General features: G+C 67.1%; 10 protein-coding genes. 5 read left to right on the top strand and 5 right to left on the bottom strand.

The features are described 5' to 3' along the window. Positions 1-34: 34 nt before the first annotated feature. Positions 35-445: a hypothetical protein gene (locus ROV93_RS16375; protein ID WP_227836799.1), complete on the bottom strand. Its 411-nt coding sequence runs from the start codon at positions 443-445 to the stop codon at positions 35-37. Positions 446-696: 251 nt separating this feature from the next. Here ROV93_RS16375 and ROV93_RS16370 point away from each other — a divergent pair, with 251 nt between their 5' ends. After that, positions 697-2463: a S8 family serine peptidase gene (locus tag ROV93_RS16370; protein ID WP_072167977.1), complete on the top strand. Its 1767-nt coding sequence runs from the start codon at positions 697-699 to the stop codon at positions 2461-2463. Beyond that, positions 2460-3038 carry a DNA breaking-rejoining protein gene (locus ROV93_RS16365; protein ID WP_072167978.1) on the top strand — a complete coding sequence of 193 codons (579 nt, stop codon included), beginning with the start codon at positions 2460-2462 and terminating at the stop codon, positions 3036-3038. Before ROV93_RS16370 ends, ROV93_RS16365 begins: the two co-directional genes overlap by 4 nt. A gap of 351 nt (positions 3039-3389) precedes the next feature. On the opposite strand, the gene ROV93_RS16360 is transcribed toward ROV93_RS16365, so the two are convergent. The 3 genes from ROV93_RS16360 to ROV93_RS16350 form a co-directional block, all read right to left on the bottom strand. Further along, positions 3390-4691, bottom strand: coding sequence for an aminotransferase class V-fold PLP-dependent enzyme (locus tag ROV93_RS16360; RefSeq protein WP_072167979.1), 1302 nt, complete (start codon positions 4689-4691; stop codon positions 3390-3392). Next, positions 4691-7093, bottom strand: a complete 2403-nt coding sequence (locus ROV93_RS16355) for a TonB-dependent receptor (protein WP_080376937.1) — start codon at positions 7091-7093, stop codon at positions 4691-4693. The genes ROV93_RS16360 and ROV93_RS16355 overlap by 1 nt, the downstream gene beginning before the upstream one ends. 216 nt (positions 7094-7309) lie before the next feature. After that, positions 7310-7711, bottom strand: a complete 402-nt coding sequence (locus ROV93_RS16350) for a hypothetical protein (RefSeq protein ID WP_072167981.1) — start codon at positions 7709-7711, stop codon at positions 7310-7312. A 186-nt stretch (positions 7712-7897) separates the two neighbouring features. On the opposite strand from ROV93_RS16350, the gene ROV93_RS16345 reads away from it, so the two are divergent. The 3 genes from ROV93_RS16345 to ROV93_RS16335 are packed head-to-tail and all read left to right on the top strand — an operon-like array spanning position 7898 to position 10544. After that, complete coding sequence (locus ROV93_RS16345) at positions 7898-8725, top strand: AraC family transcriptional regulator (protein ID WP_072167982.1); 828 nt, start codon at positions 7898-7900, stop codon at positions 8723-8725. A 13-nt stretch (positions 8726-8738) separates the two neighbouring features. Then, on the top strand, positions 8739-9818 hold the full coding sequence (locus tag ROV93_RS16340; RefSeq protein ID WP_180890737.1) for an alpha/beta hydrolase: 1080 nt from the start codon (positions 8739-8741) through the stop codon (positions 9816-9818). 54 nt (positions 9819-9872) lie between these two features. Next, positions 9873-10544, top strand: coding sequence for a VOC family protein (locus ROV93_RS16335; RefSeq protein ID WP_072167984.1), 672 nt, complete (start codon positions 9873-9875; stop codon positions 10542-10544). A 1-nt stretch (position 10545) separates the two neighbouring features. Here the strand turns inward: ROV93_RS16335 and ROV93_RS16330 are convergent, their stop codons facing one another. Next, positions 10546-11958: a TPM domain-containing protein gene (locus ROV93_RS16330; protein ID WP_180890738.1), complete on the bottom strand. Its 1413-nt coding sequence runs from the start codon at positions 11956-11958 to the stop codon at positions 10546-10548. Positions 11959-12050 lie beyond the last annotated feature (92 nt).

Below are 12050 nucleotides of genomic sequence, written 5' to 3'. Positions count from 1 at the left end.
GCGGGGCTTCCACACCCACCGGGCAGGCACCGCGCTACGCGGGCTCGTCCTCGCGCACCTCGTGGAAGGGCAGCATCGTCTCGAAGCCGAATTCGTGTTCCATGCTGGTGCGGACCAGGCCGCCGATGGCGTAGCGGCTGGTGTTGGCGTGCACGTCTATGCCACCGGGCCGCCACTCGGTGCGCAGATGCAGCGTCTCTGCGCGTCGCATGACGATCCGTTCCTCCTGCAGCAGTGCGCGACGGTATTTCTTCATCAGCAGGCGCAGCGGTTTCACCGTGGTGATGCCGAATGCTGCCAGTTCGGGCAGCAACTCGGCGATATCGGCATCGTCGCCATAGTCGTGGCTGCGCGTATGCACGGACAGCACCACCTTGCGGATGACGGCAACCGAGAGCGGAGTCTGGTCCGCGCGTGCACGGGCACGCTGGCGTGCCTTCTTCATGTGTGACTTCACCTGCATGCGATTACCCAGGTTTCCCGTACCTCGAAGCAAGCACGCGATGATGGCGTGAAGGCATTCGAGTGCCCCGTCATAACTTGACGTACTAAGCGTTTGTGACGCAATTGGCACATTCGCACATTGCGGGTGTGAAGAGGTAGGGGGTTCTTCGTTGTGTCGCGTTTGGCTCGTTGCGATGGGGCAGATCCGCCCCGCCGTCCTGCCATGCCGATTCACAACAGAAGGATTCGTGTATGAAGCGACACACGCAACGCACCGCGCCACCGCGCTCCGCGCGCCTGGCCCTCGCCACTGCCCTGGTACTGGGCAGCCTGGCCGTCACCGCCCAGGCCCAACAGGCCGATCCACTGGCGGGGATACAGTGGCACCTGCTCAACACCGGGCAGACGGTCCCGGCTGACACACTGCCGGTGGCAGGCAACGACCTGAACGTGGATGGCCTGTTCCGCAATGGCATCCGTGGCCAGGGCGTCACCATCGCCATCGTCGACGACGGCCTGCAGATCGCGCATCCGGACCTGGCGGCCAACGTGGCCGCTGTAGCCGGCAAGAACTTCACCAATGGCTCGAACAACCCCACCCCGACCAATCCCGATGTCGACAACCACGGCACCATGGTCGGTGGCATCGCCGGTGCGGTGGGCGCCAACAACCTGGGCGTGCGCGGTGTAGCCCCGGCGGCGACGTTGAAGGGCTTCAACCCGATTTCGCGCTCGGCCCTGGGCAACCAGCAGAGCAACATCGAGTACGCCTGGTGGGACGGCACGGAATCGGCCGACGTGCAGGTGTTCAACAACAGCTGGGGCGCCGGCCCGGGCAATCCGAACCTGCCGCTGGCGTACAGCGAAAACACGATTCGTTCGTATGAGCAGGCACTGTCGGGGACGCGCGGTGGCCGCGGCGGCATCTACGTGAAGTCGGCCGGCAACAACTTCAACAATGCCTCGATCAGCCAGACCCAGGATGTCTGCACCACCGACACCAAGAACCGCAACACCGGCTGCGTGCCGGCCGGCCGCGATCCGCGCAACAACCTGTTCAACGTGATCACCGTGGGCGCGGTGCGCGCCGATGGCGTGCGCTCATCGTACTCCTCCACCGGCTCGGCGCTGTGGGTGTCGGCCTTTGGCGGTGAGTACGGCCTGCAGGCCCAGTACGCGCCCGGCCTGGTGGCACGCGCGTACGACCCGGCGATCGTCACCACCGATGTGACCGGGTGCACCCAGGGCAGCAACAAGAACACCAACCGCCAGAACACACTGGACAGCAACCTGTCGGCCATCGACAGCACCTGCAACTACACCGCCAAGATGAACGGCACCTCGGCATCGGCGCCGATGGTATCGGGCGTGGCGGCACTGGTGCTGGAAGCCAATCCGAACCTGTCCTATCGCGATGTGAAGTACATCCTGGCCACCACCGCCACGCGCAACCACCCGAACCAGCCGGCGGTGACGCTGGCCGACGGGCGCACGCTGGTGCCGGGCTGGACGGTGAATGCCGCCGGCCGTGCCTACAGCAACTGGTATGGCTTCGGCGTGGTCAACGCTGCGCGTGCAGTGCAGGTGGCCGAGAACTTCCAGTCGCTGGGCCCGCTGGTCGACAGCGGCTGGCGCAACACGACGCGTACCGTGGCCATCGGCAACACCTCGGCTGCCGCCGCACGCCTGACCTTCCAGTTGGCCAACGGCGCGCGCAGCATCGAAAGCGTGCAGCTGGGCTTCCGGGTCAACCACCGCAACACGCGCCAGCTGCAGTTCGTGCTGGTGTCGCCCAGCGGCACCCGCAGCGTGGTGCAACCGGCGTTCACCGCGATCGGTTCGGGCACGGGTGGCGCGCAGAGCAACTTCACCAGCTGGGACCTGCTGTCCAGCAATGCCTTCCTGGATGAGAATGCCAGCGGCACCTGGACGCTGGAAGTCACCGACATGGGGCAGGCCGCGACCGCAGCATCGCGCGGCAACCTCGAATTCTTCAAGATCCGCGTTCTGGGGCACTGATGATGAAGACCATTCTGTTGAGCACGCTCGCCTTCGCGGCGATGACCTCCCCTGCCTGGGCGCAGAGCTCGGGGCAGATCCCTCCAGCCAGGACCCTGTCGACCGTGGATGCGCAGGAACTGAAGGCGTCCGCTACCGGCCGCACGTTCGATGTGGGCGGCACGCGATTCCAGCTGTCCCCCTCGGCCACCGTGAAGCAGGCCAGCGGCGGCCAGTTCACGATCACCCCGCAGGCGGCGGCGACCACCAGTTCGCGCACCAAGCGTTCGCTGGATGGCGCAACGGCGGCACCTGCCGATGCCGGCGCCGGCAAGTTCGCCGCAGCTGTCTCCCGTGACGGCGCGCCGGTAGTGGCGACGTCGCGGGTCAAGGTGTTCTTCACCGATGCAGCCTCGGCCCAGCGCGCGGCTACGGCCACCGGTGGCACCGTGGTGAAGGTGTCGAAGGCTTCGGGCCAGGCCATCGTGGAGTACCCGTCGGTAAACGCTGCGCTGGATGCGACCACCAAGCTGCTGTCCACCGCCGGTATCCGCGCCACCGAGCCGGACGTGGTGCAGTGGGAAGAGACCAAGTAAGGCGTTGAGTGGTGCCCCTGGCCGGTTGGCTCTCCTGGCCGGCCGGGGGATTGGTGTGCGTTGCGACTGTAGAGCTCAGACGATGTTCGGCACTACAGTTCTGCATCAACGGAAGGATTGACCGGTTGCTGTCGAACGCGCTGCCGGCGATCGAGCGGTAACCGCTGCCCGGCGGACGATTCCCCGGTGCGGTTGAAATGTGCCAACCAAGGTTGGCACCTACCAAAGCAGGGTGATGTGCCGTGCCACGGTCGGCCCCTACCCGGTCGGTAGTGCCGGCCGCTGGCCGGCGGAAGGTTTCACCGCACAGTGGGAATGTGCCAACCAAGGTTGGCACCTACCAAAGCAGGGTCAGACCAGGACCGCGAGAGCCTGCACCAGCGCATCCATCTGCGCCGGCCGGGTGAACACCGACGGTGTCACCCGCACGCAGGCGCCCGACTCCAGGCCATCGCGATGGGTGGTGAAGATCCGATGCTCATCCAGCAAGCGCTTCTGCAGTGCCTGATTCTGTTCTACCGAGGTGTGGCCGCGCAGGCGGAAGCTGGCCAATGCGCTGGCCAGCGCCGGATCAGGCGAAGACAGCACTTCGATATGCGCCATCTGCCGCGCAGGCACGGTCCAGCGCTCGCGCAGGTAGCGCAGGCGCGCCTGCTTGTTGGCCGCGCCGATGCGCTGGTGCAGCGCGATCGCTTCCGGCAGCGCCAGGTAAGCGGCGAAGTTGACCGTACCGGTGTGCACACGGCTGCCCACGCGGCCATCGTCGGTCTCGCCCATGTACGACTCCAGGTCCGCAACGCGGCCCTTGCGCACATACATCGCGCCGACGCCGACCGGTGCACCGATCCACTTGTGCAGGTTGATGCCAACGAAGTCGGCCTTGAGCTGCGGCACCGCGTAGTCGATCTGGCCAAACCCGTGTGCTGCATCAACGATCACGTCGATGCCGCGTGCGCGCGCACGTTCGGCGATTTCGGCCACCGGCAGCACCAGTCCATGGCGATGGCTGACCTGGGTCAGCAGCACCAGTTTCAGGCGTGGCAGCCGCGCGAACGCGGCCTCGTAGGCCTGCAGGATCTGCGCATGGTCGGGCACGGCCGGCAGCGCGATGCGCTCGACCTGCACGCCGCGGCGCTGCTGCAGCCAGCGCATCGCGCCGATCATGCTGTCGTAGTCGATGTCGGCGTACAGCACCTGGTCGCCAGGCTGCAGGCGGTTGTAGCCGCCGATCAGCGCCAGCATCGCCTCGGTGGCACCGCGGGTGAGTGCGATCTCGTCGGCGCCCACGCCCAGCAGTTCGGCCACCTGCCGCTGCACCGCCATGTACTGCGCCGGGAACTCACGGCGGCCATACCAGGCATTGCCTCGGTTCACTTCCGCGGTGTGGCGCTGGTAGCTGGCCAGCGTCTCGCGGCCCATCGCGCCCCAGTAGCCGTTCTCCAGATGGTTCACTTCGTCGGTGACATCGAAGTGGCTGGCCACGGCGGCCCAGTAGTTTTCATCGCGGGCCAGCACGTCCGGCGCCGCGGTCGTTGCGGGAATCTGCATGGACGCAGCGTAACGCGTCGCAGCCATGGCCGGCAGTGAAGAAAGTGCGGCTGCGGCCGGCAGCAAGGTGCCGGCACGCAACAGGGAGCGGCGGGCCGGGTCCATCAGAAGCTCAGCCGGTACTGTGCGTACAGGTTGGCACCGTCGGTGTCGTATGGCGCGTTGCGCGAGTAGACCAGGCCGCGACTGGCCTGGAAGGTGGCTTCGTCCGGATAGCGGTCGAATACGTTGTCGGCACCGACGCGCAGGCTGTGATGTTCGTTGATGCGATAGCCGACGGCCAGGTCGAGGAAGCTCATCGCGCCGAAGCGCTGGTAGATATCGCCCACTGCATTGCCGCTGGAATCGGTCCAGGCGCCGTAGTAGCGCATGCGTGCCATCAGCGACCAGGCGCCGATGTCCCAGCTGCCGGTCAGGCTGCCCTTGTGCTCGGGCAGGCGATCCTCGAACAGCACGCGCTGGGTCTCGTTGGTGGCCACCGAGGTGCTGCCGTTGTCCACGCGGGTGCGGTTGTAGTTGTAGGCCAGGGTCAGCGTCATGCGGCCCGCGCCGAGATCGCGCAGGTAGTTGCCGACCACGTCCACGCCGGTGGTGGTGGTGTCGAAGTCGTTGGTGAAGTAGTTCACCGAGGTATAGCCCAGCGGATTGGGCGTACCGGCCGGAATGGCGAAACTGGCCGACTGGCTGAAGCGGTCGGTGAGCTTGATCTGGTAGACATCCACCGAGCCGGACAGGCCCAGGTCGGTGCGCCAGGTCAGGCCCAGCGATGCGGTACGCGATTCTTCCGGCTTCAACGGCCTGGCACCGAGCAGCTGCGCCAGCGGATCGTTCGGCGACAGGCGGCCGCTGGTGAAGATCTGCAGCGTGCGCGTATCCAACCCCTGGGTGGTGCTGGTGGTGTTGAGCTGCGCCGGCGTCGGCGCGCGGAAGCCGGTGGACACGGTGCCGCGCAGGGCGACGTCCGGGGTGATCGCGAAGCGCGCCGACAGTTTGCCGTCCAGTGTGCTGCCGAAGCTGGAGAAGTCCTCGTAGCGGCTGGCCGCACCGATGCTCCAGCGCTCGCCCAGCGGCACTTCCATGTCCACGTAGGCGGCCCTGCTGCGCTGGCTCCACTGCCCGGCCTGGCTGGCCGAGAAGCCCGGCGCGCCATTGGAGTTGGCCTCCAGGCCCGCGGCCGCGCCCGGACCCACCGCGTACGAGGCCGGATCACCGGCGCGCACCTGGTAGGTCTCCTGGCGGAACTCGCCACCGAAGGCGACGTTGATCGGCTGGGACAGCGCGGCCACGTCCCACTCGTAGTTGAAGTCGGCGTTGGCGTTCTTCTCGGTCTGGGTCAGGCGGCCGAGATCGAAGTCGGTCGGGCTGGCCGGGCCGAGCGAGGCATTGATCGAGTTCTTCAGGCGATAGTCGATGGCGTTGCGGCCATACGAGGCGCTGACATCCCAGCGCAGCTTCGGCGTGATCTCGCCGCGCAGGCCACCGACCAGCTGCAGGTCGTTCTGCACGTTGCCGTACTGCGGGCTGAAGCCGACTGGATACAGCGAGCGCAGGTTCCAGCCCGGGAAGATGGCGGTGGTGCGATAGGCGCCGGTGGTGGTGTCCGGGTTGCGCCAGTTGAAATCGCTGACGCCATCGCTGTGGCTGTACAGGCCGAACGCATACAGCTCCAGCGTGTCGTTGGCATGGGCCTTCACGTTGAAGCCGACGCGGCGGCTTTCCAGTTCCGGCTGGCCCCAGCGCTGTACCGGATTGGGCACGTCCAGCTCGGGATGGGCAGCCTGGAAGGCGATCGCGTCCGGGCGCTGGCGCGTGCGCGAGGTAGCGTCGGAGTTGGACGATTCGGCGAACAGCACCAGGCTGCCATAGTCGCCTAGCGACCAACCGGTGCGCACACTGAAATCGCGCGAGGCACCGTCGCCCTGCGCGTACTGCGAATAGCCGGCGGTGATCTCGCTACCCGGGCCATCCTCGAGGATGATGTTGATGACACCGGCGATGGCATCCGAGCCGTACTGCGCCGACGCACCATCGCGCAGCACTTCGATGCGCTTGATCGCACTGGTGGGAATCTGTGCCAGATCAGCCGCCTGCGCACCGCGGTTGCCGAGCAGCGCGCTGCGATGGAAGCGGCGACCGTTGACCAGCACCAGGGTCTGGTCCGGCGACAGGCCACGCAGCGTGGCCGGACGCACGAACACCTGGCCGTCCGCCATCGGCAGGCGCTGCACCACGAACGACGGCACCAGCTGGGCCAGCACGTCCTTCAGGTCGGTGGATTCGACGGACGTGATGTCTTCCTTGCTGAACACATCCACCGGCGCCAGCGTTTCGAACTGGGTGCGGTTGGACGCGCGCGTACCGGTGACCAGCATCGCGTCGAGCTGGGTGGGCGCGGCGCGGCTGCCGCCGGCGGCATCGACGGCATCGGCCTCCGCTGCGATCGCGCCTCCTGCGCTGGCCATGCAAAGGGCAAGGAGGATGGAACGCGAAAGCTTCGAACGATGCACGGCAGGGCTCCGGGAGGGCGCGACAGGGCCAGCACCTGTGCGCACACAACAGGCCTGGACAAGGCGCGCAGTCTCGGCGCGATGTGTGAAGGAGGCATGACGTCAGTACGACAGCTTGATGCGCCAACCAAGGTTGGCCCCTGCCAGGACTCATCCGTAGATCCACGCCATGCATGGGTGGCAATGCAGACCCACGCCCCACCCCGCACACAGCGGCTAGCCGTTGGCGTCGTCGCCAAAGCCGAATCGGGCCGGCCGTGCCGTTCGCAGCGGAACGAACATCATGGCGGCGAACACCACCAAGGCGGGGGTGGACATGATCCAGATGCCCCTGTTGCGAATCCCGATCCCCATGAAGTCGACCTGCAGATCGCCGATCCATTGCAGCTGCGTCAGTATCATCACCAGCCCGCCGATAGTCGCGCACGGCAACCCACCGTGACCGGCCCCCAACAACGTCGGTGTCAGAAACCCGCCCAGCAACGCGAAGCCGACACGGTACACCCAGGGGTTGCCGCGCCACCGTGGCGCGCCGAACAACATCGGCAGCATCAGCGCCAGGGTCAACAGACTGGGAAGTACCCAGAGGGCAAGCAGCATTTCGATCATCTCGATCATCGGCCGGGCTCCGCTGGCCTGGCATCCCCCGTCGTCGATCGCATCTCCCTGCCCCCCATCACGTCCATGAAGCACGCATTGTTGCCGGTACGCAGGCAGACGCAAAGCCCCGGCAGCGCAAGAACTGCTAAACGCCGCGCCTGCCGATCCGCTACTGTGCCGGCATTGGATGCGGGGAACGGCAGGATGAGCGCGGCAGGCAAGGCGTTGTGGTACATCGAAACCCATGCGGACCAGCCATTGGCGTTGGCCGACATCGCCGCTGCGGCCGGCCTGTCGCCGTTTCATCTGTCACGCCTGTTCCAGGCCCGCACCGGCACCTCGGTGGTGCGCTACCTTCGCGGGCGCCGCCTGACCGCTGCCGCGCAGCGGTTGGCCAACGGCGCGGGCGACATCCTGCAGGTGGCGCTGGGGGCCGGCTACACCACCCATGCTGCCTTCACCCGTGCCTTCAGCGAACAGTTCGGGCAGACACCGGAACGGGTACGCGAACAGGGCACCGATGGGCTGACGCTGGTGCAGGCGATCCGCCTGGACGAGGCCCCGTCAGCCTGCATTGAAGCCCCCCGGCTGCTCGATACGCCCGCGTTCCAGCTGGCAGGCGTCGGCATGCGGCATACCCGCGACAGCAGCGGCGCGATTCCGGGCCAATGGGCCCAGCTCAACCGCGAGTGGCCGACGCCGGCACCGGTCAGCTTCGGCGTGTGCTGCAACAGTGATGACGATGGTGGCTTCGACTACATTGCGGCACTACCGGCAAGCACGGTGCCGAGCGTGCCTGCGCACTGGCGACGCGTGGACATCCCGGCGCGCCGCTACCTGGTGGCTTGGCACGGCGGACACATCTCGGCCATCCGCTCGACCTGGTTCTGGTTGCTGGATCATTATCTCCCTGCGTCCAACCTGAGCCTTGCCGATGCGCCGGACCTGGAGCGCTACGACGCCCGGTTCGACGAGCACAGCGGCAACGGCGGCGTGGAGATCTGGCTGCCGGTGGAAGAACGTCACCACTGACAAGGAGTTGAAGATGCGCATGACCGCTGCTGTGCTGGGAGGAATGCTGCTGGCGTTCGCGAGCGTCGGCGCCGCCCGCGAAAGCGGCGTCGCCGGCGAGCGCCACGGCACGACGACGCTGGCCAGCGCCGCCGTGCGCGACGCAGGGCACCGCGACGCGCTGCGCTACACGGTCTGGTATCCGGCACAGGCCGGCAGCCGCGAAAGCGCGCTGACCATCGGTCCACCCGACGCGCCGCTGTTCCACGTCGGCCGGTCGGCCAAGGATGCGCCGGTCGCGGGAGATCGCCTGCCGACCCTGCTGCTCTCGCATGGCAACGGCGGCAGCGCGCGCATGATGGGTTGGCTGGGCACGGCGCTGGCGCGGGCCGGATATCTGGTGATTGCGGTGGATCATCCAGGCAACAACGGCGTTGACACCATGACCCTGCCCGGCAGCCTTCTGACCTGGTTGCGCGCCGATGACCTGCGTGCCGCACTGGCGGCCGTGCAAGCTGATCCGGTGCTGGGCCCGCATGTCGATCCTGAGCGCCTGGGGGTCGCCGGCTTCTCGGCCGGTGGCTACACCGCGCTGCTGGCAGCCGGTGCGCGACCGGACCTGCAGCGATTGCGGGACTTCTGTACCGCACATCCGGATGACGGCGTCTGCCGGCCCCAACAGGAGGCGGCAACGCACACGATGGAGGCGCGCGTTGCCGCTGCGGCGTCGCCCGAGCTATCGCCATGGATGTCCCACGCCAACGACGCACGCGCCATTCCCGGCGTGCGCGCGGTGTTCCTGCTGGCGCCGGCAATCGTGCAGGCCTTTGCGCCCGAGCAGCTCTCCTCGCTGAAACAGCCGGTGTCGATCGTGCTGGGCCAAGCGGACACGGTCGCGCCACCACAGACCAATGGCGAGGCTGCGCGTGCGGCGATTGCGGGCGCTGCACTGCAGGTGCTGCCCGGTGTCGGCCATTACGATTTCCTCGCCGCATGCACCCCGACCGGACAACAGCGGCTGCAGGACCTGTGCAGCACATCGGTGCCGAAGGCGCAGACCCACGCGCAGGCAGTGGACGCCGCAATACGATTCTTCAACCAGTCACTGCGCTAGTGGCCGCCGGGCAGTCCCCAGCGCTACAGTGAGCGCGTCCATGGAGAATCGGTCATGCGCCTGCTTCACCTCACCCTGCCGGTGTCCGACGTCGCCACCGTCGCCGCGTATTTCCACGATGTGCTGCAGCAGCGCGTGGTCGGCAACCATGTGCACATCGGCTGGAGCACGATCGAACTGCAGGCGGCGGGTGATCACCCCGTCGGTGGCGTGCACCTGGCCTTCAACGTACCGGACAACCGCTTCGGCGAGGCGATGGCCTGGTTGCGCGAACGTACCCCGCTGCAACGTAATCCTGAGGGCCTGGATTACTTCGCGCTGGAGAGCAGCTGGCAGTCGCAGTCGGTGTACTTCACCGGCCCGGACGGCCTGATCCTTGAACTGATCGGCCGCCGTCGCTTGCCGGCCAGCGCGCGCGAAGGCGTGTTCCATGGCAGCGAGCTGACCTGCCTGAGCGAGGTTGGCCTGCCCAGCCACGATGTCGATGCGGTGCGCGAACAGTCCAGCCAGCGCTTCGGCCTGCAGCCGATCAGCCCGCCGTCGCCGCAGTTCGCGCCGATGGGCGACGACGAGGGCCTGCTGATCATCGTCGCCGCCGACCGTCGTTGGTTCCCCGAGCAGAAGGACCTGCCCAATGCGCAGGGCGTGCAGCTGCAGGTGGGTGATGTGAGCGGCAGCGGCGAGCTGCGCGATGCGGCGCTGGGCTGGCGGGTGTGGGCGGCCTGAGCTACCAGCTGCCCGAAGCGCCGCCGCCGCCGCTGCGACCACCGCCACCGGACCAGCCGCCGGAACTGCTCGAGGACGAACTCGACGACGAGGTGCTGGACGAGGAACGGTAGCCTTGGGACGACCTTTGTCCGCTGCGTGCTTTTTCGCCGGGCAGCAGGGTGAACACCCAGATGAAGTACAGGAACAGCGTGCTTGCGCAGGACACGATCGTCGCCAACACGCGTGCGTTCTCGTCGCCGGCCCGGTCGATGGCCAGCAGCGCGCCCAGCGCATAGCCGCCGGTCAACAGCACCAGCACCACCAGGCGCACGGCGAAGCTGTTGCGGTTCTTCCGCCAGCGCGCGCGGCCGGCCTGCACCAGGAAGAACACCAGCATGGCGGCAATGGCGACCGCCAGGTTCAGCAACGTGTGCAGGGCAAGGCTGGGCGGCAACTGACCACGGACCAGCATCACCATGAAGAAACCGATACTGACGGCCAACATGCCGGACAGCACGATGCGCACACCACGGCTGCGACGCCAGCACCACCCCAGCAGCGCCGCCACCGGTACGGCCGGTAACAGCACGAAGAACAGCGCAGGCAGCACATGCCGCGGCAGCAGCAGCGTCGCCGAAACCAACCCAGCGGCCATCACTGCCGTTACCAGCAACGGTCTGCCCCAGGCAGGCAATGTCGGCCAATTCGGCCTGGGCATTGCCGCATTGGCTGCCAGTGCCTTGCGCCGCCGCTCACGGCGCTTACCGCTGAACTCGGCCTCGGTCCTGGTGGCCAGCAGGCGTGGCGGTGATCGCCACAGACCGGCCAGGAACCCCACCAGCAACGTCAGGGCAACGACCGAATCCCCTGTGCGCCAATCCGCTGGCAACAGGTTGCGTGCGGATGAATCCTCCTGGGCCGGCAGCGGCTCGCCATCGATCAGCGCCACCAGCACCTTGCTGCCATCCAGCATGCCCTGGTCCAGGTCTCCTTCGCGCAGGCGCGGCACGATCGCTTTGTCGATGATGCGCGCGGCATAGGCATCGGGAATGGTGCCTTCCAGGCCATAGCCGGTCTGGATGCGTACGCGCCTGTCCTGCACCGCCACCAGCAGCAACACCCCGTCATCGACACCGGCGCGGCCCAGCTGCCACTGGTCGAAGACACGCTGTGCAAAGGCTTCGATGCCGTCATCGCCAACACTGGGCACCACCAGCACCTGCAGTTGCGCGCCTTTGCGTGCCTGCAGCTGCAATGCCTGCTCGCGCAGCGTTGCGCGGGTGCTGGCGGACAGCGCGTTGGCGGTGTCCACCACCGGGTCGTCCAGTGCCGGAATCGGGACCGCCGCCAGCACTGGCAGTGGCAACAGCCAGAGCAGCAGTGCCAGCCCTCCCCACTGCCATGCGTTGCGCCACCGCAGCACACGGCTCATGTGGACGCCGTGCCTTGCAATGGCGGTGCTGTGCATCATGCGAAACGGCATCCGTGTATGTCCTTGCCCCATGAACGGAAAAGCCGGCCGGA

Source organism: Stenotrophomonas maltophilia group sp. msm4, assembly GCF_032025605.1.
Lineage (GTDB): Bacteria > Pseudomonadota > Gammaproteobacteria > Xanthomonadales > Xanthomonadaceae > Stenotrophomonas > Stenotrophomonas sepilia.
Note: the sequence above shows the minus strand (reverse complement) of the source record. Positions and strands in the feature narration are given on the sequence as shown.

Coding starts and splice junctions, on each gene's coding strand:
- ROV93_RS16335 (WP_072167984.1), top strand. CDS start 9,873: ATGCGCCTGCTTCACCTCACCCTGCCGGTGTCCGACGTCGCCACCGTC.
- ROV93_RS16345 (WP_072167982.1), top strand. CDS start 7,898: ATGAGCGCGGCAGGCAAGGCGTTGTGGTACATCGAAACCCATGCGGAC.
- ROV93_RS16330 (WP_180890738.1), bottom strand. CDS start 11,958: ATGAGCCGTGTGCTGCGGTGGCGCAACGCATGGCAGTGGGGAGGGCTG.
- ROV93_RS16375 (WP_227836799.1), bottom strand. CDS start 445: ATGAAGAAGGCACGCCAGCGTGCCCGTGCACGCGCGGACCAGACTCCG.
- ROV93_RS16370 (WP_072167977.1), top strand. CDS start 697: ATGAAGCGACACACGCAACGCACCGCGCCACCGCGCTCCGCGCGCCTG.
- ROV93_RS16340 (WP_180890737.1), top strand. CDS start 8,739: ATGCGCATGACCGCTGCTGTGCTGGGAGGAATGCTGCTGGCGTTCGCG.
- ROV93_RS16350 (WP_072167981.1), bottom strand. CDS start 7,711: ATGATCGAGATGATCGAAATGCTGCTTGCCCTCTGGGTACTTCCCAGT.
- ROV93_RS16360 (WP_072167979.1), bottom strand. CDS start 4,691: ATGGACCCGGCCCGCCGCTCCCTGTTGCGTGCCGGCACCTTGCTGCCG.